This is a genomic window from Polynucleobacter aenigmaticus, from assembly GCF_002206635.1.
Lineage (GTDB): Bacteria > Pseudomonadota > Gammaproteobacteria > Burkholderiales > Burkholderiaceae > Polynucleobacter > Polynucleobacter aenigmaticus.
Genome location: NZ_NGUO01000004.1, coordinates 155,740 through 181,514, shown reverse-complemented (window position 1 = coordinate 181,514; position 25,775 = coordinate 155,740). Strand labels below are relative to the sequence as shown.

Sequence of the window (25,775 nt, the reverse complement as noted above, 5' to 3'; positions counted from 1 at the left end):
GCGCAACCAAGAGAGAATGATGTATACCCCACCCCAGTTCAGAGCGATTCATGTTTTCAGTATTGCCTTAGGTTTTGTACTTCCCGACCTTGCGATTGGGCAAATATTTTCTCCGTACACTCCTGCGCAGATTCAAGAATTCAATAATCAACCTATTGCGCCCATGGAGACTCCTGCGGGTCCAGTCTATTTAGAGGCTGTACCTTCAAGGCCGAAGACACAGTTGCCCTTAGATGCTCGTTACATTAAGAACCCGGATGGCGAGGAAGAGGCTGAGGCCCAGGGCGCAGAATCAGCTGCGCCATTTGAGCCAATACCTGCCACGATCACTTTCTAGGGGCGTTTTGAGGCTAAATGTTAGTATTGCTTATATATTTTAGAAAAGAGTTATTCATGAAATTATTTCCCATTCGCTTTCTTGTAAGTGCTGTTATAGCCTTAGGCTTTGTGACTGCCGCCCATTCTCAAGACGCATTGCCTGTCAGTGCTGCAGCTTCGGTCAATGGGGTGATTATTTCAAATGACACTGTTGAGCAAGGTATTCAGGCGGCACTATCTCAGGGTCAAAAAGATTCACCAGAATTACGTTCTGCAGTACTAGGGAAGTTGATTGAAATTTCACTCTTGTCGCAACAGGCTGATAAAGATGGGCTTGCGAACTCCGATAGAGCGAATCGCCAATTGGCTTTGATTCGTCAAAACTATTTAGCGGATCTAGAGCTGTCAACTTTCATGTCAAAAAATCCGGTGAGTGATGCTGATGTTCAGGCGGAATATAACCGTGAGATTGCTTCTTTGGGAGCGCAGGGCATGATCGTGGAATACAAGGTCAGTGATATTGCTGTTGCTAGCGAAGCGGATGCACAAGCTGCCTTAGTCAGAATTAAAAAGGGCGAGTCATTTGACAAGGTTGCCAAGAGCGTTTCATTAGCGCCAAATAAAGTGCAGGGTGGCGCTGTAGGTTGGGTTCAAGCGGGACAAACTTTGCCACAGATTGCCAGCGTTTTGGTAACACTATCTAAGGGTCAAGTTTCCCCGGCACCTATTCAAATGCCGCAGGGCTGGTATTTGATTAAGCTGGAAGACAAAAAGTCGAGCAAACCACCGACTTTTGAGCAGGCTAAAGTAGCTATTCGTAATGGCTTAACGCAGAAAAAGCAGTTTGAGTACCTGTCTCAATTGCGTCAGGGTGCTAGCATCGTCGTTCGCTAATTCATACGCCAATTCATTAAAAGAGCGCCTGAGGGCGCTCTTTTGCATTCCAGGACCCCTTTCTAGTGGTATTTCTCTATCTGAATGTTATTCATTCGGGAGTAGATTTAATAATCACTGATTGAACAAGGGGCAGAAATGAGCAAGAATCCATTTGATTTAAGTGCAATGGCAAATCAGACCAAGGGAGTTGAGGCAGCAAAGGCTGTGGGCCAGGTGGCATTAACGAGCGCTCAGGCGATTGCTCAGTTAAATCAACGGGCCGCGCAGGAGCTTGCTTCACGCCTGCAATCTAAAGTTGCGGAACTCATGAAGACTCAAGATCCAAAGGCAGTATTTGATGATGTTCATGCCGAGGTATTGCAAGAGGCTGCAAAAGAAGTTGCAGGATATCAGTCCGAACTTTTTCAAGCACTTGCCAGTGGAAATAAAGAGCTGGCAAAAATTGCCGAGTCAATGATCAAAGAATCGCAACATGACTTAATTCATTTTGTGAATGAAGCAACTCAAAATGCGCCTGCCGGAACTGAGCCCTACACCTCGGTTTTCAAAAGTTCATTTAGTAATGCGCTCCAAAATTTTGAATTGATACGCGCGGCCATGGCGGAATCATTTGTGAATTTTGAGAAAAGTGTTGAGAACATGAGTAATATTTCTGACGCCCAGAAGACTAATGGTGCGAGAACCAAAAAAACGAAATAGCGTAAATAAGCGAACTCGCCTAATTATGGGTTGCAGTACTTGCACTGGGAGGGATTTGCAAAACGAAGCACCTTCATACCCTCTACGTCACTATGTTCGCATTTGAGACATCCCCATTTCTTGGCGATCTCTTGGTCGGTGGGCATGCCGCAGGCATTGCAGGGTAGGCCACGCTGGATATCCTCAATCCAATATCCGGGCATCCGGCATGCTGGACATAGTGAATTCATTTTGCTTGCAAGATCTATGGTTGCCTGGCGGATATTCTTCATTCGGGTTGGGTTGGCAAAGGCTCTAAGGTCATTTTCAACATAAACAACGCCCTTTGAGGAGTTGCTTGAGGCCCATTGAAAAGCATCTCTTAATTGCTGTTTGTCCGTAATATTTTTTACCGACTTTGGGTGATATTCGTCTGTTGGTTTAATGACGAGGTGGTGGGATGGGAAAAGTGCAGTATCTGCAAATTTTTCCAGCTCTTCCCAATGGCAAACATAGGCATGAGCATTCTGAGCCGGCGCCCCTGAAAATCCGGAAATTTCAAGTTGATGTTTCTGGTCAATCAGAATGACTAATTCAATATTCCACGGCAACATCCCGGTGTATGGGTCAGCGACAAACGCACCTTCGTTGCCAAGGCCTAAATCGGTGCCTAGGAGTTCCATGCCAATTTGAGCCTTTTTTCTTGCTGCATCAAATTGACTGCCATGCCTGGACACATCTAGGGTAAATGTTCCCAGGAGATCGGTGTCGTAGGCGTTTGTGAGATTAACCTGTAAGCCTGTTGCGGAGTTCAGGACTTCATTTAGCACAAGCTCTTTGCCATGCTTAGTTAAAACACTTGCGGTTCTATTGGAAAAAATATTCATTGGAATATCTCTTATTGGAATTACGTCCAGTATTTACAGGATGATTTTAGCCAGCATCGCATATAGGGGAATACCTAAAATGATGTTGAATGGGAAGGTAATTCCCAAAGACATTCCCATGTATAGCGCTGGATTGACCTCTGGTAATGCGTGGCGTAAAACAGCGGGTACGGCAATGTAAGAGGCGCTTGAGGCAAGAACCATCAGCAAAATAGTATTGCCAAGCGGAAGTCCAACCAGCTTACATAGAGCGAGAGCAATGAGGGCGTGTGAAAGTGGTGAGCCAATCGCATAGAGCAGGGTAATGAGAGGTTTGCCTTTTAGACCCTTAATATTTCTCGCTGCCATTAAGCCCATATCTAATAGGAAAAATGCGAGCATTCCTTTAAAGAGGTCTATAGAAAACGGAGCCATTAACTTTTGACCAGCATCTCCGCTCAGCAGTCCAACCACCATCGATCCAAGTAATAGTAGTTGTGCGCCATCTGTAAAAGACTCGTGAAGTATTTTTGAAAGGCCTATTGGCTCAATCTTTGCATTGGTTTGAGCCGCATGTGAGGATCGCGCTTTATTTGCCAAAACAATCGCTAAGATGATCGCTGGAGACTCCATGAGCGCCATGGCTGCAGCCATATGACCACCATAAGTGATGTTGAATTGATCCAAGTACTGGGTAGCAGTAATAAAAGTCACAGCACTTACAGAGCCGTAGGTGGCGGCAATTGCTGCGGCATCAAATGTATTGAGTTTGGTTTTAAGGATTCGATAACCAATCAAAGGAATAAAGATGGCTAGCAGTATTGCGAGGCCAAGGGAGAGCGCAATTTCCACTGTAAAACCGGATTTATGTAGGGCAAATCCACCCTTTAGACCCAATGCCATCAGTAGGTAGAGTGATAAAAACCGAGAAATAGGCTGTGGGATTTCTAAATTTGATTTGACGGCTCCAGCAAATACACCAAATATAAAAAATAATATTGCTGGGTCTAAAAAGTTTGCCATTATTGAATTTTGCTTTCAGCGTCTAAATGATTGTCTAAATGGCTTGCCGCTTGATGATGGCTTCAACCAATGGGTGCTGAATTTTCTTTTCTGAACGAATCGCGTAGAAATATTCGTAAATTTCTTTGCAGCTACCAATCATTTCAATGTGATAGGTCTCCTTCAAATCTTTTGCAATGCTTTGTCCGGCCGGAAATACACCTAAGCCACTAGCTGCAAAGGTTTTTAGTAGGGCGCTATCCTCGAACTCGCCAGCAATATTGGGGCTGATACCATTTTGTATAAACCACTGATCAATCAAGTGGCGAACCTTCGAATGAGCGGTGGGCAAAAGAATAGGTAGCTCATTGAGACATTCGGGAAAAGCTTTCTTAGTTCGCTTCAATACTTTAGCGGGTCCGAACCAAGCGATCGATGACTTGATTAACTCTTCGCTATATACGCGGAGATTTTTATTAGCTGGTGCTGGCCGGTCGGCCAAGACAATGTCAAGTCGATGCAACGCCAGATCTGCCAAAAGATCTTCAAACTCACCTTCATGAGCAATAAGCTGGACATTATTTTTTTCTAGAATGGGCTCGAGAAGTTGCTTAGTGATGAGTTTAGGTAGGCCATCAGACACGCCAACTGTAATTTTGGTTTTGGGCGAAGAAGCTGCCTCCCTGACTGCTTCGGGTAACTTTTCTCCGAGGAGGAAGATTTGATCGGCAATTTCTAAGGCGGCAAATCCCGACTCGGTTAGGGCGAGGCCACGTCCCGCAGGTTTAAATAGCAGGTACCCGAGAGATTTTTCTAATTCATGCACCTGGGCGCTAATAGTCTGAATTGCCATGTTGAGGCGTTCAGCAGCCTTAGACATACTGCCTTCTTTGGCTACTACCCAGAAATAGTAAAGATGACGATAGTTATAGAGCATTGTGATTATCAGTTTTTTACGAAATTACTATCAATATATCTCTGCTTTTACTTTAATGCAAAGTTGCCTAAATTAGCCCTATAGAAATCCATGGAATTCCATGGGTGGCTACCTAAGTGAGGAGATCAAGGTGGAACTATTTAGCCCAGAATTTTTTTCGGCATTATTGGCAATTATTGTGATTGACTTGGTGTTGGCGGGGGATAACGCAATCGTAATTGCGATGGCCGCCAGAAATCTGCCAGCACACTTGCAAAAGAAAGCCATTATTTGGGGTGCAGTAGGTGCGATTGCAGTCAGAAGCGCTATGACCCTATTGGTGGTGTATTTGCTAAACATCCCCGGTTTAATGTTGATAGGTGGCTTGCTACTGGTGTGGATAGCCTTTCGTTTACTCAATCCGGCAGAAGATGGTGAAGAGCATGGTTATGCTAAAACCACATTTTGGGGTGCGATGAAAACCATTGTGATTGCAGATGCAGTCATGGGACTCGATAACGTCTTAGCAGTTGCGGGGGCTTCGCATGGTAGCTATGTGCTGGTTGTCCTTGGATTGTTAATTAGTATCCCGGTGGTGGTTTGGGGGTCCACGCAAATACTTAAGCTAGTAGAGCGCTTCCCTTCGGTTACCTATTTAGGCGCTGGTGTCCTGGCATGGACGGCAGCAAAAATGATGACGTCAGAGCCCATCTCCCAGGAATGGCTCGCATCTCAGAGTCCAGCCTTGGAGTACCTTATTCAAGTTGCAGTCGTATTGGGAGTTTTATTTGGCGGTTTTATTAAAAGTAGACGTGCGCTTGAAGGCTTGATTGCCGCTTCGGTTGTAGGTCCGGAGTCTGCAAATGTAGTTTCACCAGAGCAGTCTCATAATTTTGGAGAAAACAAAATGAATAAAATTCTGATTCCAGTGGATGGTTCAAAAAATTCAGAGATGGCAGTAAAGCATGCTGTGAGGACTTACGGACAAGATCCTAGTACACATTTCTATCTATGCAATGTCCAGCTCAGTTTGCATGCGCACATCGGTAAATTTTTAAGCAAGAAAACGATTGATGAGTGGCATGCTGAACGGGCAACTTTAGCTACAGCATCCGCCGCTTCCTATCTTGAGGCGCAAGGTATGAACTTCTCCCTTAGCCATGTGTCTGGGGATAAGGGCAGCGCAATTTATGATGAGGCCATTCGTCTTGGATGCGATCGCATTGTAGTTGGCACCTCAAAGAAAAACACCCTCAGTAGATTATTTGAAAACTCTACAACTGCCAAGCTATTGGAAATCAGTGACATCCCGGTCGAGGTTGTAACTGGAAAAACCATACCCGCTATAGAGCGTTGGGGCATTCCAGCGCTGGGTGCTGGTGCTGCTACTGCACTGATGGCCGTGGTAATTGATTAGTTTTATCTAGCTGTTCTCTTTTTGCCCTCTTCTCGAGGGCATTTTTTTTGCTCAAAAATACTCAGATAAATACTGAATTAAAGTCAATTAAATTCTGCTTTATTGAGAATAAAGAGTGATCTATTCTGAACTTGTATTTTAAACAGGAGATGTCAATGAATGTGATCTTGGGTGCTAGAGAAGAAGTTGAGTCAGAATTAAAAGTCTTCACAGAGAATCGGGTGAAGTTCTCCTTAAGGCGACTTTTTTGGATGGTGCGCAAAATCAAGATTCAGTATTCTGCAGTCTTGTCGTCGAGGACTACTTGCAATCAAAATTGCATGATTAGCTTGGAGACATTTGATCACCATCAAATCGAGGTGAGCATGACGGCTAGAGATCAGCGGATGGCTCTGGAGATGTGTCTTAAGAAAATCTATAAGCTGGTGCAGAAGGCATTTCGTAAGAGTCAGAAATATGGACGATTTTCAAAGCATGTCTATGTATGAGTAACTCACTAGTAATTAAGTCTATTTAATATAAGTATGCTTTAATGAGTTATCCACCTATGGGGAGTAGCCTGCTCAGTCTTCTGAGTCCCTTATATCGTCAATTCGGCCTTTGGGCTCGGTATAAGGGTGAGTCAACATCAAGGCAAGACCATTTAATTTTTATAAATGGTTATATTTTGAATTTATTGCCCCAATCCTTGTGCAAATCCAGCAAATCTGGGCTCTCAGCCCTGATTTGGGGATTTTCAGACGCTCTAGCACTGGTATCGCGAGATAATAAAATTTGTTCGTTATTCTCTAAAGTTATTGTAATGAATCGCTTGAAAACCATTTTTCCGATCTTTGTTTGCGCTTTGCTGGCAAGCGGGGTAAGTGCACAGGGTCAAAAGCCACTAACAGTAAATGAGCTGATTACTTTGGCACTCGATGCCAGCCCACAAGTATTAGCGGCAAGAGATCAATCTAGGGCGGTGAAGGGACAGCTTTCCGCTGCACGTGCAATCCCAAACCCTGAGTTTGAAATGAATACTGGTCAACAGAGATCCGCATCAGGACCGCTCACTACGGGTAACGTTTCATCGTGGTCTGTAACGCAACCACTGGATATGCCGTACACGCGCTTCCCACGAGTAAATGCCGCTGAAGCAAATTCACGTGCCGCAGAGGCTGGCCGTATTGCCTTTGAGATTGAATTAATTTCTAAAGTTCAACAACGATTTTATGAATTAATGCGACGTGAGGCTGAGCTAAAAGCAGCCGAAGAAGATATGAGTTTGACAAAGCAAATTCGTGACCGTATGCAAATTCGTTACGAGGTTGGTGAAACCGCGCGCTTTGAACTCATTCGTGCACAGACTGAGTTTCTGAATGCGCAGATTAATGCTGAATCGAGCAAACTCAGAGTTGAGCAGGCAAAAGGTCAATTGCGTCAGGTGGTTGGCTATCAGCTACCTGCTGACTATGAGGTGGTCTCCCAGAATCCAAAAATAGAAGTGCTACCCCCCTTGCCAATTCTATTGAGCGAGTTGCAAGCTCAGAGTCCTGAGTTACAAAGAGCTAAGGCGGAGGTTGAGGCTACCGAATCCAAGTTGAGTTTTGAGCAAAATTCCCGCTTACCGCGTCTCTCATTCAAAGCTCAGCAATACAACGATCCGAACTTTACTGATCGTCTTTATGGATTAGTGGTGAGTATTCCCATTTGGGACTTTAAGGGTGGTCAGATAGCTGAGGCAGAGGCAAATGCGTCTAGAGCTAAAAATCAACTGAATGCCCAAACCCAAAGCCTCGAGCAGCAGTTAGAAACAGCCTATAAGCTTTATCAGATGACAAGTTATCAGGTAAAAATTCTAGATCAAGACGTGGTTCAGTTGGCATCGAGTGCGCGACGCATTGCGGAAGTTTCTTACCGCTACGGTGAGCGAGGAATGCTTGAGTATTTGGATGCGCAAAGAACATTTAGGGTGGCTCGCAACGATTTAATTAAGGCTCGCTTTGATTTGGCTTCAGTCGTTACTGAGATACAGCGTTTAAGGGCAACTCCAGAGTGGATTGCAAAGATAGAGAGTGGAAAGCAATGAAACAAGAGTTCATGGCAGCAGTAGGCAAATTCAAGGAGTTGTACTCCCGCTATATGGCAATGGCAAAAGTCCATGCGCGGGCTTCGATTGCCATCATCATTAAAACCCAAAATGATTTATACAACTACACCCATGAATGGTTTACTGCTCACATTCCAGCGGTGGCGTCTCGATACGATAAGAGTCCTCAATGGGCTCAAAAAGGCTTGTTTTACTTTCCCTGGTTCTGCTTGTTTTTAATAATCCTGAATTACTTCAATGTATTTGATCGTAGCCCAATCATTAAGTCCGTTCAGGACCCCAATGTGGTGATTGTCAATGCTGATCTACGCAGCATGATCGCTGATGGACCTGTAACTACTCGCTCCTTTGTTGAGGAGCTCCGCGCCTCTGGGCGAATTGATTTCAATGAACTTTTTCTGTCGCGTATTGGTGCAAATGTAACGGGTCGCGTTTCTGAAATTTTGGCTATTCCTGGACAAGTTGTAAAGCAGGGCGATATTTTGGCGAAGATTATCTCTACAGAATTAACGCAATCTCAACTATCTTTCTTGAAGGCGAAAAGTGCTAGCCAGTTAGCCGATCAAGCAGCTAATCGCGCAAGAATTTTGTACAAAGAGGATGTGATTGCTTTAGCAGAGTTGCAACGGCGCGAAGCTGAAGCTAGTAGTGCAAAGGCGGAATTTCGCGCGGCTAATGATCAGCTTAAGGTCCAAGGCATGGATCAACCCAGCATTGATCGTTTAGCAAAATCAGGCGTGATCGAATCCACGAATAATGTGATCGCCACCATCCCTGGTGAAATTGTTGAGAGAAAAATTAATAAGGGACAGGTTGTCCAGCCCGCTGATGCGCTCTTTACGGTGGCTGACTTAGGTTCTTTATGGGCTGTTTCAGAGATACCCGAGAGCAATGCCTATTTGATTCATAAGGGTCAGAAAGTGACCTTGATTATCCCTGCCTTAAGAAACACGGAAATTGAAGGCGTTGTTGCGCACGTAGACTCCATCGTTAATCCACAGACTCGCACAGTAGTAGTGCGTATGGAAGTCCCAAACAAAGAAGGACTAATTAAGCCTGGCATGTTGGCAACAATGATGATTGAAAGCCAGCCTACAGAAAGGTTGCTAGTTCCAACTAGCGCAGTGATTCGTGAAGATAATCATGATCATGTTTTCATTCGTGAGGATGATGAAACTTATCGCATGGTGGTTGTTAAGCTTGGCCCCGAAGGAAAGGGCTATCGCCCAGTAATTTCTGGCCTCAAAGAGGGGCAAGAAATTGCTGTGAATGGCGCATTTCATTTGAACGCTGAGCGTAAACGGCAGTTGAGTGGTGGATAGATTTCATGATTGAGAAAATTGTTCGTCTTTCATTACAGCAGCGACTACTCGTTGTCATTATTGCTCTCGTCCTTTTTGTTGCAGGCTTACTGGCAACCAAGCGCTTATCTGTAGACGCATTCCCGGACGTCACCAACGTTCAGGTGCAAATTGCATCCGAGGCGCCGGGCCGCTCCCCTGAAGAGGTGGAGCGTTTTGTCACAGTCCCTATTGAATTAGGGATGACGGGATTGCCGGGCCTAACTGAAATGCGCTCGCTGAACCGCAACGGCTTATCGGTCATTACTTTAGTATTTACTGAAAAGACGGACCTGTATTTTGCTCGTCAATTAGTCACGGAGCGATTGATTGAAGTTGCTGCAAAAATGCCTGTCGGCATCACGCCTGTGATGGCTCCTCCATCCACAGGTTTAGGTGAAATCTACCAATACACACTTGATCATCCTTCCGATGGCGATAGACAGCTCACGATTGAAGAGCTTGAGGAGCGCCGCACGATTCAGGATTGGGTTGTTCGTCCAATGTTGCGATCGATTGCAGGTATTGCCGAGATTAATACGCAAGGCGGTTATGCGCGCGAGTATCAGGTGCTTGTTAACCCAGAAAGATTACGGCACTATCAAGTTAGCCTTCGAGATATCTACGAAGCACTTGCTAGAAATAATGCGAACTCTGGTGGTGGACAGCTGCCTACCTATGCAGAGCGATATCTCATTCGCGGAGTGGGCTTAGTTACTAAGCCTGAGGATATTGGGAAAATTATTCTCAAAGAAGTAAAGGGAATTCCGGTATATGTGAGGAACGTAGCAGAAGTAACTATCGGTAGCGAGGTGAGGCAAGGCGCTGCGATAAAGAATGGTTATACGGAGAGCGTGGCAGGGATTATTCAGATGATTCGTGGTGGTAATGCGCGGGACGTAGTTAATCGCATCAAACTCAAAGTTGCTGAAATTAATGAGGGCAAGTTATTGCCAGATGGATTACAAATTGTTCCTTTTTATGATCGCACCGATCTGGTTAACGCTGCCATGTTCAACGTGGCTAAGGTCTTAATTGAGGGCGTCATCCTCGTCGTCATCTTGCTGTTTTTATTCTTAGGTGATGTTCGTTCATCACTTATCGTAGTCGCCACACTTATTCTCACGCCACTACTAACTTTCTTGGTCATGAACCGTTATGGCATTTCTGCGAACCTAATGTCTCTCGGGGGTCTTGCGATTGCGATTGGCATCATGGTCGATGGATCGGTAGTGGTGGTTGAAAACACCTTTGCTAAATTGGGTCAGCGATTGAAATCTGGAGAATCTAAGAACCGGATTATTTTGGAGGCGGCTACTGAGGTTGGGACGCCAGTACTCTTTGGTGTTGGCATCATTATTTTGGTTTTCATGCCGCTCCTGTCGCTTGAGGGTATGGAGGGCAAGATGTTCGCGCCAATGGCCATCACCATTGCCATAGCGCTGACGATCTCTCTGATTCTGTCATTTACCTTGTCACCAGTGTTGTGTTCATACATCCTTAAGGGCGGCAGTGAAGATGACACCAAGGCGGTAGCCAGTATGCGCGCTCCTTATGAGCGTTGGCTACGGTGGAGCCTGGATAATCCCAAACTAGTAGTGAAGCGGTCCTTAATTGCTTTAGCAATTAGCTTAGTGGGATTTGTGCTGTTAGGTAAGGCATTTATTCCCGTCATGCAGGAAGGCTCGATCACACCAGTGATTGTGCGAGCCCCCAATATCTCATTGGATGAGTCTATTAAGTTAGAGTTTGAGGCAATCAAACGCATCATGACTATTCCGGATGTTCAGATGGCCGTATCTCGCTTAGGGAAGGGGGAGTCCCCAGCTGATCCGGGTCAGCCAAATGAATCTGATCCTATTGTCACGCTCAAGCCGATAGGTGATCGCAAACTGAGTCAGGAAGAAATTGCACAAGAGATTCGGGATAAGTTAAAAACATTGCCAGGTATTGAGTTATCGATTTCACAGCCAATTGCTGCGCGAGTTGATGAAATGGTTTCTGGTGTGCGCTCTCAAGTGGCAATCAAAATTTTTGGGGATGATCTCGTTACTCTACAAAAGCTAGGTGCGCAGATCAGTCAAATCCTCACCAAGATAAAAGGTAGTAATGACTTGCGAATTGAGCAAGCCTCGGGACAAAACTATCTAAATATTAATATCAATCGTGATGCAATTGCGCGCTATGGAATTAACGTTTCTGATGTCAATGAGGTGATTGAAACAGCGATCGGCGGTAAGCAAGCAAGTACTGTTTACGAGGGGGAGAGGCGATTCCCTTTAATTCTTCGTTACCCCACTCCGTATCGGGACAAGGTAGATGCAATTGAAAATATTATCCTGCACTCCCCTGATGGCGCCCAAGTATTAATGCGTGACTTAGCTGAAATCTCTCTAGTGGATGGCCCTGCGCAGATATCTAGAGAGTCAGGCAAGCGTCGACTCGTAGTTGGCGTCAACGTTGACGGCCGAGATCTGGGTGGCTTTGTGCAAGAGGCGCAGAATCTGATTGCCAAGCAGGTGGAGTTGCCGCAGGGTTACACCCTCGAGTGGGGCGGGCAGTTTGAAAATATGGAGCGGGCCATGGCGCGTTTGATGGTCATTATTCCATTGACTATTCTGGCAATTTATTTCCTGCTCTTTATGCTCTTCAAGTCTCTGCGCTTGGCTGGATTAATTATCTTGGTACTTCCTTTTTCTTCGATTGGGGGAGTGTTTGGATTGTTTATCACTGGGGAGTACTTATCCGTTCCTGCCGCAGTTGGCTTTATTAACCTTTGGGGAATTGCGGTATTAAATGGAGTGGTATTGATTTCCTTTATCAAGCAGTTGCGTGAGGATGGTTACTCTATGGAGGATGCGCTATTACACGGTTGTGGCCACCGATTTAGACCTGTCATGATGACCGCCTCTGTGGCGATGTTAGCTTTGGTGCCAATGCTTTTTTCTGGTGGACCTGGCTCTGAGGTAACTCGGCCTTTGGCTGCTGTGGTGATTTCCGGGTTGATTACATCGACCGCATTAACGTTACTGGTACTCCCCGTCTTATATAGATGGTTTGAAGATAAAGAGGTGGAAGCATGATGGAAGTGAAGGCGGTCATTCGCCCAAATAAATTAGCCGCTCTCAGAACGGCATTGCTTGAGACCCCAGGATTTCCTGGTATGACTGTGACCAAGGTTGAGGGGTGCAGCGCCCCCAGTCGGACGGGTAAATCAAATATTAAAGATGAACTCACTGACTACTCGTCAAAAGTAAAAATAGAAATTGTTTGCAATGATGAGATTGCGCCAGTACTCATGGATCGGATTGTGACTATTTGCCAGACAGGACAAATTGGGGATGGCGTGGTTTGGTGCACCGAGGTTCCAAAGGCCTTCTTCATTGCAAAGTCCACCCCTTAGGCTAGGGCAAATTCTCCATATTTGATCAATTCGCCAAGAATCACAAATGAGTAGAAATTGTTAGAATGTACAGTACCCAGAAAAGGGTGATTGCATCTAACAAGGATTAAATATGGGTAGTATTTCTCAGTGGGAGCAGCTCAATGTAGAGCTGACTGCGGCTCTTGGGAGCTCCGTTCATTTTGATACGGCCCATCAAGCGGTGTATGCTTCAGAGGCTTCTAATTACCGTCAAATTCCGATTGGGGTTGTCACCCCAAAAAATACCGAGGAATTTATAAAAGGTATAGAGATCTGTCATCGTAATAAAGCGCCCGTTCTGATGCGGGGTGCTGGCACCTCCATGAATGGCCAAACCGTTAATAATGCGGTCGTGTTTGATATCTCCAAGTACTGCAATCACATTCTTGCTTTGGATCCCGTTGCTGGTAATGCCCTTGTTGAGCCGGGTGTGATTTGCGATTCTTTGCGTGATGCTGCTGAGTTACATGGTTTAACTTTTGCACCTGACCCTTCTACGCATAGCCGTTGTACTTTGGGGGGCATGGTTGCCAACAACTCTTGTGGTGCCCATTCTGTGATGGCAGGCAAGACGCTTGAAAATACCGAGGCTTTAGAGATTTTGACTTATGACGGCGAACGTTTCTGGGTTGGTCCGACATCAGATCAAGAGTTAGCGCAAATTATTGCTGCCGGTGGTCGTAGGGGGCAGATCTATCAAGACTTGCTGACTTTACGTGATCGGTATGCTGATCTGATTCGTGCACGCTTTCCGAATATCAAGCGCCGCGTCTCTGGATATAACCTAGACCAGCTTTTACCCGAGAATGGATTTAACGTTGCCAAGGCCTTAGTCGGGACTGAAGGGACATGTGCCCTGACACTCGCTGCCAAAGTGCGACTGGTAAAGAGTCCGGCTAAGCGCGTTGTCTTGGTTTTGGGTTTTGAGGATATTTATGTGGCAGGTGATGCTGTGCCTGAATATCAGTCCTTTAATCCAATTGCCATTGAAGGATTGGATTACAAAATTATTCGAGGCTTACAACAGCGTAATTTAGCTAAGGCGGAAATCGATCTATTGCCACCTGGAAATGCTTGGGTGGTAGTTGAGTTTGGCGATGACACGCTGGAGGGTGCAGTAGCTCAGGCTGAAAAAGCGCAGCAGTATTTCAAGGCAAGAACTAAGGGGCCTCAGCCCTCAACCTGGCTAGTGCCAGATCCCTTGGTGCAAAAGCGCATTTGGTCGATTCGTGAGAATGGCGCATCGGCTACTCATCTTTCGATTGACCCCAATTCCCCTGATCCAGTAGTGGGTTGGGAGGATGCGGCAGTGGATCCGGCGCGCTTAGGTGAGTATCTGCGAGCCTTCCAGGCGCTAGTGGATTCTTATGAGTATGAAACTTCACTTTACGGCCACTTCGGTGACGGCTGTATTCATGCGCGTATTACCTTTAATTTACGCTCTGCAGAAGGCGTTGCTAAATTTAGATCTTTCATTCGGGATGCCGCAACCTTGGTAGTGGCGTTTGGAGGATCACTTACTGGTGAGCATGGAGATGGCCAAGCTAGAGCAGAATTTCTGCCTATTATGTTTGGCGAAGAGTTGATGGGTGCGATGCATGAGTTCAAGCGTATTTGGGATCCGCAGAACAAACTCAATCCGGGTAAGGTAGTTCACCCTTATCGCGTAGATGAAAACTTGCGCATGGGTCCAGAATACAAAGTTGTCAATATCAAGACGCGTCTGAATTTCTTGAGTCAAGAGGGCAATGGTTTCCAAAGAGCAGTTGAGCGTTGCGTTGGTATGGGTAAGTGCCGCAGTGAAAAAGTCGGCACAATGTGCCCAAGCTATCGAGCCACCAAAGAAGAGCGCTTCTCAACTCGTGGCCGCTCACGCCTCTTCTGGGAGATGCTACAAGGTGAAGTGATTAAGGATGGCTGGGAAAGCAACGAGCTTAAAGAGGCGCTTGATACTTGCCTCTCCTGCAAGGGCTGTAAGAGCGACTGCCCCGCGCATGTCGACATGGCTTCCTATAAGGCGGAGTTCTTGTCTCACTATCACGAGACCAATAGCAGACCTCGTCAGGCCCTCACTATGGGCCGTATTGGTGATTGGGCACCGCTAGCTAGTAAGTTCTCTTGGTTGATTAATGGCGTAATGCAAACACCAGTCCTCTCCAGCATTGCTAAATGGGTGGGCGGTGTTGCGCAAGAGCGCAGCTTGCCAAAGTTTGCAAGTCAATCCTTTCGGAAGCAATTCAAGCAATCCACGAATGCAAGCGTAGGGCAGAAAAAAGTCATCCTTTGGGTAGATACTTTCTGCGAGCACTTCCATCCCGAAGTGGCGAATGCAGCTGTAGAGGTCCTCGCTCACGCAGGATTTGAGGCAACCTTACCGAAAACGCCATTGTGTTGTGGACGCCCTCTATATGACTTCGGCTATCTTGATTTAGCCAAGCAAAAGCTGGAGAAAATTCTAGACGCGATTGGCGATCAGATTGGTGCGGGTGATGATTCACCTATTGCAGTGGTTGGTCTTGAGCCTGGCTGTATGTCGGTATTTAAGGATGAGCTACTAAAGTTCTTCCCTCATGATCCAAGGGCGAAGTTGTTGTCATCTAGCAGCTATTTACTGGGGGATTTTTTGCATGAGCAGGGTTATGTGCCGCCACCCCTAGACTGTAATGTCTTGGTCCACTCCCATTGTCATCAGAAATCTTTGTTTGGTACCAAGGGTGATGTAGCACTCCTTAGCGCTTTGGGAGCAAAGGCTGATTACATTGATAGTGGCTGTTGTGGCATGGCGGGCTCATTTGGATTTAATCCTGAGCATGTCGAGCTATCCAAAGCCGTAGGAGAGTTAGTGCTGCTCCCGGCTATTCGATCCGCGGATCAAGAAACTATCATTCTTACCAATGGCTTTAGCTGTCGTGAGCAGATTGAGCAAGAGACTGGTCGCAAGGTAAAGCATTTGGCTGAGCTGCTACAGATGGCACATCAACAGGCAGCAAAGGCATCATAAGCAACACCTACTAACTTAGAAGTGTGCAATAAAAAATCTCCCGAATGTGAGTTCGGGGGATTTTTTATGTTTAAAACAATTGAAGCAGTTTAAGAGCGAATCAAATAATCAAATGCAGAGAGCGATGCTTTAGCGCCTTCACCCATGGCGATGATGATTTGCTTGTAAGGGACGGTAGTGCAGTCTCCAGCAGCAAATACGCCAGGCATTGATGTTTCACCCTTTTGGTCAATGATGACCTCGCCACGAGGGGATAGATCAATCACGCCTTTGAGCCAATCCGTATTCGGTAGCAGTCCAATTTGAACAAAGATGCCTTCGAGTGCAATTTCATGCATCTGATTATTGGCACGATCTTCGTAACGCAAGGTAGTCACCTTTCCATTAGCACCCAAGACTTCTTTGCTGAGGGCATTAGTAATGACGGTAACATTAGGAAGGCTATTTAGTTTCTTTTGGAGCACTGCATCAGCACGCAACTTGGTATCAAATTCAACTAAAGTGACATGACTCACAATGCCCGCCAAATCAATTGCAGCCTCAACTCCAGAGTTTCCGCCACCAATGACCGCTACGCGCTTGCCTTTGTAGAGAGGGCCGTCACAGTGAGGGCAGTAGGCAACACCTTTGCCACGATATTCTTGCTCGCCTGGCACATTCATTTCACGCCAGCGTGCACCAGTACTCAGAATGACGGTTTTGCTTTTGAGAATGGCGCCATTCTCTAGGGTGATTTGGATTGCGTCACCAGTCTTACTGAGGCTCTTGGCGGTTTGTAGGTTCATGACATCTACTTCATATTCCTTCACGTGCTGCTCAAGGGCCATCACCAATTTAGGGCCTTCGGTCTCTTTAACGGAAATGAAGTTTTCAATACCTACGGTATCGGTAACTTGACCGCCAAAACTTTGAGCAACAACACCGGTTCTAATGCCTTTGCGTGCGGAGTAGATTGCTGCAGAGGCGCCAGCAGGGCCGCCGCCGATGATCAATGAATCATAAGGCGCTTTAGCGCTGATCTTTTCTGCATCTCGTGCTGAAGAGCTGGTGTCGAGTTTGGCAGCAATTTCTTCAACGCTCATACGGCCTTGACCAAAAACTTCACCATTCAGAATCACAGTTGGCACCGCCATGATCTGGTATTGATCTACCAAGCCTTGGAATAGAGCACCATCAATCATCTCGTGTTCGATGTTGGGGTTGAGTGCAGCCATGAGGTTCAGGGCCTGCACTACATCTGGGCAGTTGTGGCATGACAGGGAGATGAATGTCTGAAAGTGCTTTTTGCCATCAAGACCCTTAATACTGTCGATCACATCTTGCTCAACTTTTGGTGGGTAGCCGCTGGTTTGCAAAATAGCCAAGATGAAGGAGGTCATCTCATGACCCATTGGTAGGCCAGAGAATGCAATACGAGCGACTTCATCAAGCTTGCTTACTGTAAAGCTAGGAATATTTTTACTGTTACCAGTAGTCTTAACGGTGATTTTCTCGGATTGCTCTGCAACCTCGTTGAGTAGCTCAAGCATCTGGGCAGATGAATCGCCTTCATCTAGGGTGGCTTCTAAAACGATAGGGCTCACTATCTTTTCAAAATAAGCCTTAAGTTGTGATTTGATATTGCTATCTAACATGATGCATTCCTTGATATTAAATCTTGATGAGTCTATTGGGCAGGATGAGAGGTACTTCCTATCCAATAGACTCTCCGAAGAGAGTCTATTGATTACTAGTAAATACTAACTTCCTAGATTAGATCTTGCCTACGAGATCTATAGATGGAGTCAATGTTGTTGCGCCTTCTTTCCACTTCGCTGGGCAAACTTCACCTGGGTGAGCAGCGGTGTATTGAGCAGCTTTGAGCTTACGCAATGTCTCAGAGATGTCGCGAGCGATTTCGTTTGAGTGAATTTCAGCTGTTTTGATAACACCTTCTGGATTGATGATGAATGTGCCGCGCAACGCCAAACCTTCTTCATCAATGTGAACGCCAAAGCCACGTGTGAGAGTGTGAGTTGGATCGCCAACCAATGGGAACTTCGCCTTACCTACTGCAGGTGAAGTCTCGTGCCACACTTTGTGTGAGAAATGAGTATCAGTAGTGATGATGTATACCTCGGCACCCATCTTCTGGAATTCAGCGTAGTTATCAGCCGCATCTTCAATTTCTGTTGGGCAGTTAAATGTAAATGCTGCTGGCATGAAAATGAGTACAGACCATTTGCCTTTGAGAGTCTCATCGGAAACAGTTACAAACTTACCATTGTGGAAAGCTTGGGTCTTGAATGGTGGAACTACTGTGTTGATTAGTGACATGGTTTCTCCTGTAAAAATGAAATAGTTGATTAACAGCAGAGTACATTCTAGAGACTATTTATTTATTTGGATAATGATTAATTTAGATATTGATAATCTATTTTTTAGATAACAAGCTTTACTTAAATATCACGTCCAGCGCCATCCTCTGGTGGTATTTCATTTAGTATCTAATTACGCCAGCCCAGCGATTCAGCTTTACTAAAGATTCTGGAGATCAGTGTCTTATCGGACCGTTAAATAATGATGCCAATTTTGTATTCTTACCGAAGATGCCCTTATGCAATGAGGGCTCGCATGGCATTGAAATATGCTGACATTCAGCTTGAGCACAGAGAAATTGAATTGCGCAATAAGCCGCAATCCATGTTGTTGTCATCACCCAAAGGAACTGTTCCAGTTTTATGCGTCGACGATCTCATCTTGGATCAAAGCCTGGACATCATGCGTTGGGCATTGGGGGAGTCGGATCCAGATGGCTGGGGAGCGGTTGATGCAGATATCTCCCAGGCTTGGATTGAGAAAAATGATGGACCATTTAAGACGCTGCTAGATCAATATAAATATCCAAATCGATATCCAGATCTAAATCAAGAAACAGTGTTCAGTGCGGCAATCGATCTAATGTTCAAACCCATGGAGGCTGCTTTGCAATCAAACCAGCATCTATCGGGTGACCAAATGACATGGATTGATGTGGCCATCTTTCCATTCATACGGCAGTTTGCGATGGTTAATCCGCAAAGGTTTAATGAATTGCCATTTACCTTAGTCAAGCAATGGCTAAATCAACATATTGAATCTGAGCTGTTTCATTCGGTGATGCATAAATACCCAGCCTGGATAGATTAAGCAATGTTACGCGGTGTCAGGTATGTTGATCTAGGTCAATAGCTCAATTTCTAATGAAGGCAAACTGAAAAGGTTCATTTATTTAATTGGAGCCTCTGATGTTTAAAAATATTTTGATACCCGTAGTTGATGACATGGTTACTGCAAAAAACATGAAGGTAATTACCGACCTTGTTAAGGCTGATGGGGCTAATGTGACACTGGTTTACATTTCAGATCCGCGGGCACCGTTTGTTTACGCAAAAAAAGCATCCGACTATAAAATTTCAGATGCAAGCCATAAAAAAGCATGTGAACAACATGCTAAAGAGATATTGGAGAAAGCCTTAAAACTCGTAGGCAAAGAAGTGAAGGCAAAGGTGCATCATGAATTTAGTGCTACCGTTTATGAGGGTATCCTAGAGTCCGCCAAAAAGGCTAAGGCCGATGCCATCATGATGGCATCACACAAACGTACTGGATTGAAGGGTGTTTTTATGGGTAGCGACACACACGCAGTCATTGTCCATTCAAAGTTACCTGTGGTTGTTGTGTAATCGTACTTTAGTTAGTTTGTCAAAGTAAAAAGCCTCTGAATGAAAGTTCAGAGGCTTTTGTGTTGCTGGTGGGTCGGGCGAGATTCGAACTCGCGACCAACGGGCTTAAAGAGGTTTAATTGACTCAGGCAGGTCGAAAAATGCTCAAACCTATTCACTGCACTCCAGGCGTTCCAGAATGAGATTGGCAAGAATAGATTCATCGCCATTAAAAGCCATCTCCATCGCTCGATAAATATACACTTGCTCTAGGTCTGAGTAGTCGAGTTGATAACCCGCTGATTGACTAAGTTGGGAGATGAATATGCGTTGTACGCGACCATTCCCCTCTCTAAAAGGATGAAGGGCATTTATCTCTGATAAATAGTGAGCTAGTCTTTTTGATAGGGAGCTTGCATCGAGCCCCTTTAGTCAGTTTTCGCCAGCTAGTTTGTTGAAGATGTCGTTTGCCGCAGATTCAATAAAACGTACATTAGCAAATCGACTATTGCTGCGACTAATGTCTACTATGCGAATCTTGCCAGCCCACTCATAGACGTCCTGAAAGAGGGCTAGATGAATCCGCCGAAGATGAGCTAAATCAAACTGACCTGCTATGGGATTTTCTAGAATTTCAATCGAGCGCAAAGTAGATAGCTCGCCTTCGTAGGCGTCTAGTTCATTTGCATCGGTTATTTCTGCTTTATTACGAAGTACGTCTGTACCTGGGTAGCAGTAGGTGTCATCCGCGTCGTAGCGTGACATAACGTTGTTTAGTTTCTTCCAATATTTGCGCGATACTCTTTTTGCCAGCAACGTAATCAGTGAGGTTTTGCTCTAACTGCTTAGTTGGAACAATGCCCTCAATCCGAGCGGAAGCCACGGCATTAGAAACGTTGTATTGGCGAGCTTGAGATTGGTTGGCAAATTTAGTTGGCATAACACCATTTTAGTGGATTTGAGGCTGATTTCCTAGGGAATTCTGCCTAATAATTTAGCAGTAAACCCATTGTATTTCAGGGGGTTATGGCTGTATTTTAGAAATTATTGATGATATCGATACTCCTGGGTCTTTCCACCATAACCATAGCTGGCGGCCCTGACATCCTGAACATAGATATAACTCTCTTCATGCAAGTTGCCTAGGATTCTTTCAAAACCCTCAAATGCTTCCTTGATGTACTGAGCCTTCTCATCTTTGGTATTGGTCTCATCGGTAATTTTGATATCAAAGTAAAAACTATTCTTGCCTTGTTCGCTCAATAACTTGCCACCTACAAACCAGCAGTCCAGATCTACATATTCAATAGCGATAGCGGTAACTTCCTTCTTCTTACCTAGAATGCGATGGGTAAGATCGAGTAATAGCTCATTAATGGATTTAGTGGTCTCGATATTCTTTTGTCCACTAACTTTGACGTTTAAGATTGGCATGTCATTCTCCTTTGTTAGTTAATAAAATAAGTTAGCTATGCAACTAATAGGGAAATAAAAAAGTCCCTATTACTTCAAGGCAGAGCTAATGCCCTGAAGTTGTCCAACAACATCTTCAAAATGCTTTGTACCCAATACTTTCTTAAGACGCTTGGTAACGGCCCCACTGGCAGCATTGATGGCATCCTTAATCTCCATAGCCTTTTTGGTAGGATGAATCTCTTGCTCCCGACCATCTTTTTCGGAGGAAACCCGCTTAATCAAGGTCAAACGTTCTAAGCCATCCAAACATCTAGTAGCAGTAGGGCGGCTGATATTCATTTCCAAAGCCAACTCACTTTGCAATAGCGGTGCTTTGTCTAGGACTACTCGGAGCATAAATGCTTGGGAGGGGGTAAGGCCAAAAGGCTTAAATGCGCTAGCCCATTCCCGCTCTAGCTGGCGAGCTAGGCTGGTGGTATTGAAATAGAGGCATTGTTCAAACATAGGGGTAGTGTAATTGATATTAATTAGCTATGCAACTATATGAAGATGAAAAAGCCCCGCAGAGCGAGGCTTAGTAATGCTTGGTGGGTCGGGCGAGATTCGAACTCGCGACCAACGGATTAAAAGACAAAATTACAGCATTTTCTCTATATAAAACAAGGGTATATTTTTGGTGTGTAGTAAGGTGTGTAGCAATTTTGTGAAATTATTTGATTGCAACATAAAAGAATTGCACACTACAAGTGCTTACAACTTTTTGCAAGGATTTGCCATTATGTCAAAAGTAAAAATTGCCTTAATTTCTTCTTCACCTAAAAAACCATTGCCACTTGCAGAAGATATGAGGCAGAAGTTGAATATAAAAAAAGTAGTAGTGCTTAATCCAAATAAGAAAAATCCAGCTTGGACGCAAATTGAAAAGGATGACACTTTTGTATGGGATATGAAAAGAACAGCTGATGAGGCATTGAAAACAAATTCTCAGTATATGGCTACTTTATATGCATTTAGTGATGATGCAAATTCAAGTATGTTGGGACTAATGTATGGACATTGCATAGAAGCATATACAACAATTGATAGAGATGATATTAAGGAATGCGAGGATTTAGCAAGAAGATGTCAAATGCTTCAAGTAATGGTTAGGCATTTAGATAATGTGGTTTTATATGAAAATTTTGTAGATGAAATAAATCCAACAACAACTGTAATAAAGAAATTGGAAGCGATGCACAAGGCAGACGAAAAAAATGCAAAATATTTTCAGTTGCTTAAAGAAAAAGAGTTGGAAAAATTACGAAAAATACTTACTAAAGGTTGGGATTGATAATAAGTGCCACGCTTAACACCAGAAGCTAAGAAGCAAAGTCTTGCAAGGCTTATAGATAGGGTAGTTGCTGGCGATGAAGTAAGCAAGCGAGATATAAATGCTTTGCTTACAAAAGAGCTACAAGCTGAAATTGAAAATAACTGGAAACAGCAACAAGCATTGCGTAAGGTTAAAAAGCCAGCTGTATTAAATCAATACGAAAAGTTGCATAAGCAAGCACTAATGCTTTTTGGTAGATACGATGGTTATGCTATTAGTGCTAAGGTAATTAGCAATGTATTAGTAGATAGACAAGCGAAGAAAGCAGACTTGGCTAATAAGGCTAAGTTGGCGATTAAGAATGCACAAGATTATTTGTTATTAGCACTGAAGAAGCGAGCTGATTTAGCTGTGTGGTTGGATAGGAAAATTAAAAGTGGTGAGTTAGGATTGCAATACGATTTATTGCCATTCTTAATTACAAGTAGAAGTGAAGATAAGTTGATTGATATTAAAGAACGCTTTAATTGGAAAACAATTAAGGAAGTGCGTTTGGAAGTGCTTAAAAAGGCTTTGGTATTAGTTGATAAAGAAATTGATGATTGGTATGAAGCAAATGGATATGCTAAACAGCTTACAGAAGAACAAACAGCTTTGCTAAAGAGTAAGTTGGCAGAGTTGAGAAAGAAGAAGAGTTGGTAAGGTTGGTATTGGTTTAGCAAGAAAACTATGCGTATTACTGTATATGGTGCTGAAAACACATAGGAGTAAAAAGTATGGTTTTTCTACATAACAAATACCACCATTGCCTTGCAAGCTATACAGATAGTGCTTGGTTGGTTTGGTCATTATTATGTAAAAAAATCGTGCGTATTACTCCTATATGTTTTGCTGTGCTAAACCATACAGCTTGCACAACACCTAATAGTTAAACGCACACTTTTCTTGCTAAACCAATACCAACCATACCAAGTTAAACCAACTCTACAGCTTTACGCTTCATTTCGTCATTTACATCTATGTAGCATTGCGTAGTGCTTATATTTTTGTGTCCAGCTAAACTTGCTAACACTCTCACGCTAATTCCTTTGTTTGCCAAATTCGTAATAAATGTGCGTCTGCCACTATGCGAGCTTGCACCATAAACACCACTCTTTTTATACAAGTAGTGAAAGAATTGCGTTAGTGTATTTGCTGTAAATCCATCACTGTCTGCTTTTTGACTGTAAAAGAACTTACAGTTTATGTTTTTGGGTTGATAGAATTTTGCATATTGCTCTAATTCTTTGCGAAGTTTCTCGCTCACAAATACAACTCTTGCTTCGTTTCCTTTTGTTTGCTCAGCACTCAATCTAATTTCGTTGCGTATGTTGCCTTCTAAATCAACAACATCCTTATATTGCAAACTTGCCAACTCTCCAACACGCACACCACTTAAAAATGTCGTCATTACTAAAGCACGATTGCGTGTGCTGTGCTTGCGTGTAGCTATGTAATCTAAAACTCTGCGTATTTCTGCTTGTGTAAGTGTTTTTGCTTGCTTAGCCATTGCTTTCTTCCCTAAATATAATCTTGCAATAGCTATATGTTGTTTTCTTTTATTGTTTTTTCCTACCTCGTTTTGAAAAAAGTTCGTCAAATTAAAATCCTTCCAATAATCAATGCGATACAGACGAGAACCACTGTTTTTAATGTGTAATGTAAGGATTTGTATAAATCATTACATTGTTGTATTTATTGGATTTGTTGTGAATTGACTACGAAATTACGCAGACTTGCGTATAGCGTCTATACGCTGTTTAAGCGTGTCTCTACTTTAATTGCTATTCGCTGTGATGTTTTAAGCGTTTGTAGCGTGGATTTGATGTGCTACTACTTACTTGAGCTTAAGTATGCGTATTGCACCACTTAAAACTAATAATCCAATAGCAATACCAATAAGCCAATCAGGTATTGGGCTTGCAAACCAAGCCACTAAAACACCAGCAATAATTACACCAATGTTTGCTATGACATCATTTGCAGAAAATATATAGCTTGCCTTCATATGCACACCATCATTCTTACGCTTTGAAATTAAGTATAAGCAAGTGACATTTGCAATTAAGGCTAATACGGAAATCCATACCATTGTGTTTGCTTCAGGTTCTGCGTCTGTATGTATTTGATATCCAACACGCCATATAGCTCCAAACGATAATAAAAGCATTGCAACGCCAGATATTTTTGCGGCTTTGAGTTTGTATTGTGCCGTCTTACCTACAGCGTATAAAGCAATTACATAAACTGTTGCATCTGCAAACATATCAAGTGCATCAGCCAATAGTCCAGCTGAATTTGCTATCCAACCAGTAATAATCTCTATAAAAAACATTGCTCCGTTTAATGCAAGCAACCAAAGCAATGTGTTTCGCTCTATTGCATTGTGTTCTTTATCACCATCTGTTTCTAAATTGTCTATTTCTAAAAATATATTAGATTGAATTTGTGCCCCATAACCAAGTGGTGTTAGCTTTTCTAAAATCAAGTTTGGTTCTGTTGTATGTTGCACAGTAAGCACTCTATTGTGCAAATCAAATTTTAGTGAATGGATTGGTAATTGTTCAAGTGTCATTCTTATCATATGTTCTTCACTTGGACAATCCATTTTTGGAACTTTGAAGATTGTTTCAACAGCTTGCTCTTTCATAACAACTCCACCAGTTAATTAGTTCTGTTTAGTTTAACAATAATTCATTTAGTCATAGTTATATAACTACCCATTGCGTCCAATGCGTAGCTACATATCCTAAACACAACTTCAGTCAATGTTTAGTGCGTTGTATGGTATTTGTGTATTTTCAAAATCCCAACAACCTAAGTTTCCTATCTGCGTTTCTTTAGTGCCGTAATGTAGTAAGTGTGATTGAGTATTAGCTAATGGTTCTGTAATGTATATGTTGCTTGATTGATTTGCTTTTGTATGCCAACAGTAAGTCCATAGTTCTTTAATGTCCTCTGTTGTTAGTATTTTTGGTAAGTTGCCTAAGTAAATGTTGTAGTGAAGTGTGAGTTGGGGATTGCTTGTATTTTTTGTGCCTTCTAATGTTGCTATGAATAGTGGCTGATATTGCAACGGCTTGCGTCTTGCTCCATTGCCGTAAAGCTCTCTGTTAAAACAATTTCGTGCGTGCCTTAAATCTTTTTGTAAATTGCGTGCCATATGCTCAACAGCTTGTGGCAATTGGTGATAAGGACGATAGTAGCTTTGTGCAACTACATAGTGCGTAATGTGCTTTTGTTGCTTATCTAAAAAGTCCCTAATTGTGTTTGCTGTTATTTGCATACATTTATTTATGCAATACCTAATAAAACCAAATATTTTTATGTGAATTATTTGGTTATGTATGGCAAATTGAGGTTGCGAATGTGCAAAG

At 43.7% G+C, this 25,775-nt stretch carries 26 protein-coding genes and 2 pseudogenes; 15 read left to right on the top strand and 13 right to left on the bottom strand.

Going from position 1 to position 25,775, the window contains the following annotated elements:
• Positions 1-16 precede the first annotated feature (16 nt).
• From CBI30_RS03430 to CBI30_RS03420, 3 genes are all read left to right on the top strand, one after another.
• Positions 17-337: a hypothetical protein gene (locus CBI30_RS03430; protein WP_161492265.1), complete on the top strand. Its 321-nt coding sequence runs from the start codon at positions 17-19 to the stop codon at positions 335-337.
• Between the two features lie 56 nt (positions 338-393).
• Entirely contained in the window at positions 394-1,212 is an 819-nt protein-coding gene (locus CBI30_RS03425; RefSeq protein ID WP_088526923.1) for a peptidylprolyl isomerase, read from the top strand.
• Between the two features lie 138 nt (positions 1,213-1,350).
• Positions 1,351-1,914 carry a phasin family protein gene (locus CBI30_RS03420; protein ID WP_088526922.1) on the top strand — a complete coding sequence of 188 codons (564 nt, stop codon included), beginning with the start codon at positions 1,351-1,353 and terminating at the stop codon, positions 1,912-1,914.
• A 23-nt stretch (positions 1,915-1,937) separates the two neighbouring features.
• On the opposite strand, the gene CBI30_RS03415 is transcribed toward CBI30_RS03420, so the two are convergent.
• The 3 genes from CBI30_RS03415 to CBI30_RS03405 are packed head-to-tail and all read right to left on the bottom strand — an operon-like array spanning position 1,938 to position 4,698.
• Complete coding sequence (locus CBI30_RS03415) at positions 1,938-2,780, bottom strand: DUF6671 family protein (protein WP_088526921.1); 843 nt, start codon at positions 2,778-2,780, stop codon at positions 1,938-1,940.
• 33 nt (positions 2,781-2,813) lie between these two features.
• Positions 2,814-3,782 carry a sodium-dependent bicarbonate transport family permease gene (locus tag CBI30_RS03410; protein WP_088526920.1) on the bottom strand — a complete coding sequence of 323 codons (969 nt, stop codon included), beginning with the start codon at positions 3,780-3,782 and terminating at the stop codon, positions 2,814-2,816.
• 34 nt (positions 3,783-3,816) lie between these two features.
• On the bottom strand, positions 3,817-4,698 hold the full coding sequence (locus CBI30_RS03405) for a LysR family transcriptional regulator (protein WP_088526919.1): 882 nt from the start codon (positions 4,696-4,698) through the stop codon (positions 3,817-3,819).
• Positions 4,699-4,798: 100 nt separating this feature from the next.
• Between CBI30_RS03405 and CBI30_RS11270 the strand changes: the two are divergent.
• The 8 genes and pseudogenes from CBI30_RS11270 to CBI30_RS03370 form a co-directional block, all read left to right on the top strand.
• Positions 4,799-5,491 (top strand): annotated as a pseudogene (locus CBI30_RS11270) (TerC family protein); the annotation flags it as partial.
• A 93-nt stretch (positions 5,492-5,584) separates the two neighbouring features.
• A complete protein-coding gene (locus tag CBI30_RS11265; RefSeq protein ID WP_276207142.1) occupies positions 5,585-6,094 on the top strand; it encodes a universal stress protein in 510 nt (169 codons plus the stop codon).
• Between the two features lie 155 nt (positions 6,095-6,249).
• Positions 6,250-6,582: a hypothetical protein gene (locus CBI30_RS03395; protein WP_088526917.1), complete on the top strand. Its 333-nt coding sequence runs from the start codon at positions 6,250-6,252 to the stop codon at positions 6,580-6,582.
• A 314-nt stretch (positions 6,583-6,896) separates the two neighbouring features.
• On the top strand, positions 6,897-8,162 hold the full coding sequence (locus CBI30_RS03390; RefSeq protein ID WP_161492264.1) for a TolC family protein: 1,266 nt from the start codon (positions 6,897-6,899) through the stop codon (positions 8,160-8,162).
• Complete coding sequence (locus CBI30_RS03385; protein ID WP_088526915.1) at positions 8,159-9,505, top strand: efflux RND transporter periplasmic adaptor subunit; 1,347 nt, start codon at positions 8,159-8,161, stop codon at positions 9,503-9,505. Before CBI30_RS03390 ends, CBI30_RS03385 begins: the two co-directional genes overlap by 4 nt.
• A 5-nt stretch (positions 9,506-9,510) precedes the next feature.
• Positions 9,511-12,606 carry an efflux RND transporter permease subunit gene (locus CBI30_RS03380; protein WP_088526914.1) on the top strand — a complete coding sequence of 1,032 codons (3,096 nt, stop codon included), beginning with the start codon at positions 9,511-9,513 and terminating at the stop codon, positions 12,604-12,606.
• The gene (locus tag CBI30_RS03375; protein ID WP_088526913.1) at positions 12,603-12,926 is read left to right on the top strand and encodes a P-II family nitrogen regulator; all 324 of its coding nucleotides are present in this window, start codon (positions 12,603-12,605) and stop codon (positions 12,924-12,926) included. Before CBI30_RS03380 ends, CBI30_RS03375 begins: the two co-directional genes overlap by 4 nt.
• Before the next feature lie 112 nt (positions 12,927-13,038).
• Positions 13,039-15,948, top strand: coding sequence for an FAD-binding and (Fe-S)-binding domain-containing protein (locus CBI30_RS03370; RefSeq protein WP_088526912.1), 2,910 nt, complete (start codon positions 13,039-13,041; stop codon positions 15,946-15,948).
• An 89-nt stretch (positions 15,949-16,037) separates the two neighbouring features.
• On the opposite strand, the gene ahpF is transcribed toward CBI30_RS03370, so the two are convergent.
• A complete protein-coding gene (gene ahpF / locus CBI30_RS03365; protein ID WP_088526911.1) occupies positions 16,038-17,582 on the bottom strand; it encodes an alkyl hydroperoxide reductase subunit F in 1,545 nt (514 codons plus the stop codon).
• 118 nt (positions 17,583-17,700) lie between these two features.
• Complete coding sequence (ahpC, locus tag CBI30_RS03360) at positions 17,701-18,264, bottom strand: alkyl hydroperoxide reductase subunit C (protein ID WP_088526910.1); 564 nt, start codon at positions 18,262-18,264, stop codon at positions 17,701-17,703.
• Positions 18,265-18,507: 243 nt separating this feature from the next.
• Here ahpC and CBI30_RS03355 point away from each other — a divergent pair, with 243 nt between their 5' ends.
• Positions 18,508-19,116: a glutathione S-transferase gene (locus tag CBI30_RS03355; protein WP_088526909.1), complete on the top strand. Its 609-nt coding sequence runs from the start codon at positions 18,508-18,510 to the stop codon at positions 19,114-19,116.
• Between the two features lie 98 nt (positions 19,117-19,214).
• Positions 19,215-19,652, top strand: a complete 438-nt coding sequence (locus CBI30_RS03350) for a universal stress protein (RefSeq protein WP_088526908.1) — start codon at positions 19,215-19,217, stop codon at positions 19,650-19,652.
• Positions 19,653-19,802: 150 nt separating this feature from the next.
• On the opposite strand, the pseudogene CBI30_RS11425 reads toward CBI30_RS03350, so the two are convergent.
• The 5 genes and pseudogenes from CBI30_RS11425 to CBI30_RS03325 all read right to left on the bottom strand — a co-directional run.
• Positions 19,803-20,030 (bottom strand): annotated as a pseudogene (locus CBI30_RS11425) (Fic family protein); the annotation flags it as partial.
• 33 nt (positions 20,031-20,063) lie between these two features.
• Positions 20,064-20,396 (bottom strand): Fic family protein, encoded by a 333-nt coding sequence (locus CBI30_RS11385; protein WP_088526907.1) that lies wholly within the window; start codon positions 20,394-20,396, stop codon positions 20,064-20,066.
• Positions 20,374-20,571 carry an antitoxin VbhA family protein gene (locus CBI30_RS03335; RefSeq protein WP_068948940.1) on the bottom strand — a complete coding sequence of 66 codons (198 nt, stop codon included), beginning with the start codon at positions 20,569-20,571 and terminating at the stop codon, positions 20,374-20,376. The genes CBI30_RS11385 and CBI30_RS03335 overlap by 23 nt, the downstream gene beginning before the upstream one ends.
• 104 nt (positions 20,572-20,675) lie before the next feature.
• Positions 20,676-21,065, bottom strand: coding sequence for a tautomerase family protein (locus CBI30_RS03330; RefSeq protein ID WP_088526906.1), 390 nt, complete (start codon positions 21,063-21,065; stop codon positions 20,676-20,678).
• A gap of 69 nt (positions 21,066-21,134) precedes the next feature.
• A complete protein-coding gene (locus tag CBI30_RS03325; RefSeq protein WP_088526905.1) occupies positions 21,135-21,551 on the bottom strand; it encodes a MarR family winged helix-turn-helix transcriptional regulator in 417 nt (138 codons plus the stop codon).
• 199 nt (positions 21,552-21,750) lie between these two features.
• Here CBI30_RS03325 and CBI30_RS03320 point away from each other — a divergent pair, with 199 nt between their 5' ends.
• The gene (locus tag CBI30_RS03320; protein ID WP_143744347.1) at positions 21,751-22,377 is read left to right on the top strand and encodes a hypothetical protein; all 627 of its coding nucleotides are present in this window, start codon (positions 21,751-21,753) and stop codon (positions 22,375-22,377) included.
• A gap of 6 nt (positions 22,378-22,383) precedes the next feature.
• Positions 22,384-23,061, top strand: a complete 678-nt coding sequence (locus CBI30_RS03315; RefSeq protein ID WP_088526903.1) for a hypothetical protein — start codon at positions 22,384-22,386, stop codon at positions 23,059-23,061.
• A 271-nt stretch (positions 23,062-23,332) separates the two neighbouring features.
• Here the strand turns inward: CBI30_RS03315 and CBI30_RS03310 are convergent, their stop codons facing one another.
• From CBI30_RS03310 to CBI30_RS03300, 3 genes are all read right to left on the bottom strand, one after another.
• On the bottom strand, positions 23,333-23,908 hold the full coding sequence (locus CBI30_RS03310) for a tyrosine-type recombinase/integrase (RefSeq protein WP_088526973.1): 576 nt from the start codon (positions 23,906-23,908) through the stop codon (positions 23,333-23,335).
• Positions 23,909-24,235: 327 nt separating this feature from the next.
• Entirely contained in the window at positions 24,236-25,048 is an 813-nt protein-coding gene (locus CBI30_RS03305) for a cation diffusion facilitator family transporter (RefSeq protein WP_071538951.1), read from the bottom strand.
• Between the two features lie 111 nt (positions 25,049-25,159).
• A complete protein-coding gene (locus tag CBI30_RS03300; protein ID WP_071538952.1) occupies positions 25,160-25,684 on the bottom strand; it encodes a hypothetical protein in 525 nt (174 codons plus the stop codon).
• Between the last annotated feature and the right edge of the window lie 91 nt (positions 25,685-25,775).

Bases quoted from the DNA above. Each gene is read 5' to 3' on its own strand.
- CBI30_RS03370 (WP_088526912.1), top strand. From the start codon at position 13,039: ATGGGTAGTATTTCTCAGTGGGAGCAGCTCAATGTAGAGCTGACTGCG.
- CBI30_RS03385 (WP_088526915.1), top strand. From the start codon at position 8,159: ATGAAACAAGAGTTCATGGCAGCAGTAGGCAAATTCAAGGAGTTGTAC.
- CBI30_RS03425 (WP_088526923.1), top strand. From the start codon at position 394: ATGAAATTATTTCCCATTCGCTTTCTTGTAAGTGCTGTTATAGCCTTA.
- CBI30_RS03350 (WP_088526908.1), top strand. From the start codon at position 19,215: ATGTTTAAAAATATTTTGATACCCGTAGTTGATGACATGGTTACTGCA.
- CBI30_RS03330 (WP_088526906.1), bottom strand. From the start codon at position 21,065: ATGCCAATCTTAAACGTCAAAGTTAGTGGACAAAAGAATATCGAGACC.
- CBI30_RS11385 (WP_088526907.1), bottom strand. From the start codon at position 20,396: ATGTCACGCTACGACGCGGATGACACCTACTGCTACCCAGGTACAGAC.
- ahpF (WP_088526911.1), bottom strand. From the start codon at position 17,582: ATGTTAGATAGCAATATCAAATCACAACTTAAGGCTTATTTTGAAAAG.
- CBI30_RS03375 (WP_088526913.1), top strand. From the start codon at position 12,603: ATGATGGAAGTGAAGGCGGTCATTCGCCCAAATAAATTAGCCGCTCTC.
- CBI30_RS11265 (WP_276207142.1), top strand. From the start codon at position 5,585: ATGAATAAAATTCTGATTCCAGTGGATGGTTCAAAAAATTCAGAGATG.
- CBI30_RS03420 (WP_088526922.1), top strand. From the start codon at position 1,351: ATGAGCAAGAATCCATTTGATTTAAGTGCAATGGCAAATCAGACCAAG.
- CBI30_RS03355 (WP_088526909.1), top strand. From the start codon at position 18,508: ATGATGCCAATTTTGTATTCTTACCGAAGATGCCCTTATGCAATGAGG.
- CBI30_RS03430 (WP_161492265.1), top strand. From the start codon at position 17: ATGATGTATACCCCACCCCAGTTCAGAGCGATTCATGTTTTCAGTATT.
- CBI30_RS03380 (WP_088526914.1), top strand. From the start codon at position 9,511: ATGATTGAGAAAATTGTTCGTCTTTCATTACAGCAGCGACTACTCGTT.
- CBI30_RS03300 (WP_071538952.1), bottom strand. From the start codon at position 25,684: ATGCAAATAACAGCAAACACAATTAGGGACTTTTTAGATAAGCAACAA.
- ahpC (WP_088526910.1), bottom strand. From the start codon at position 18,264: ATGTCACTAATCAACACAGTAGTTCCACCATTCAAGACCCAAGCTTTC.
- CBI30_RS03310 (WP_088526973.1), bottom strand. From the start codon at position 23,908: ATGGCTAAGCAAGCAAAAACACTTACACAAGCAGAAATACGCAGAGTT.
- CBI30_RS03305 (WP_071538951.1), bottom strand. From the start codon at position 25,048: ATGAAAGAGCAAGCTGTTGAAACAATCTTCAAAGTTCCAAAAATGGAT.
- CBI30_RS03395 (WP_088526917.1), top strand. From the start codon at position 6,250: ATGAATGTGATCTTGGGTGCTAGAGAAGAAGTTGAGTCAGAATTAAAA.
- CBI30_RS03410 (WP_088526920.1), bottom strand. From the start codon at position 3,782: ATGGCAAACTTTTTAGACCCAGCAATATTATTTTTTATATTTGGTGTA.
- CBI30_RS03405 (WP_088526919.1), bottom strand. From the start codon at position 4,698: ATGCTCTATAACTATCGTCATCTTTACTATTTCTGGGTAGTAGCCAAA.
- CBI30_RS03390 (WP_161492264.1), top strand. From the start codon at position 6,897: ATGAATCGCTTGAAAACCATTTTTCCGATCTTTGTTTGCGCTTTGCTG.
- CBI30_RS03415 (WP_088526921.1), bottom strand. From the start codon at position 2,780: ATGAATATTTTTTCCAATAGAACCGCAAGTGTTTTAACTAAGCATGGC.
- CBI30_RS03335 (WP_068948940.1), bottom strand. From the start codon at position 20,571: ATGCCAACTAAATTTGCCAACCAATCTCAAGCTCGCCAATACAACGTT.
- CBI30_RS03325 (WP_088526905.1), bottom strand. From the start codon at position 21,551: ATGTTTGAACAATGCCTCTATTTCAATACCACCAGCCTAGCTCGCCAG.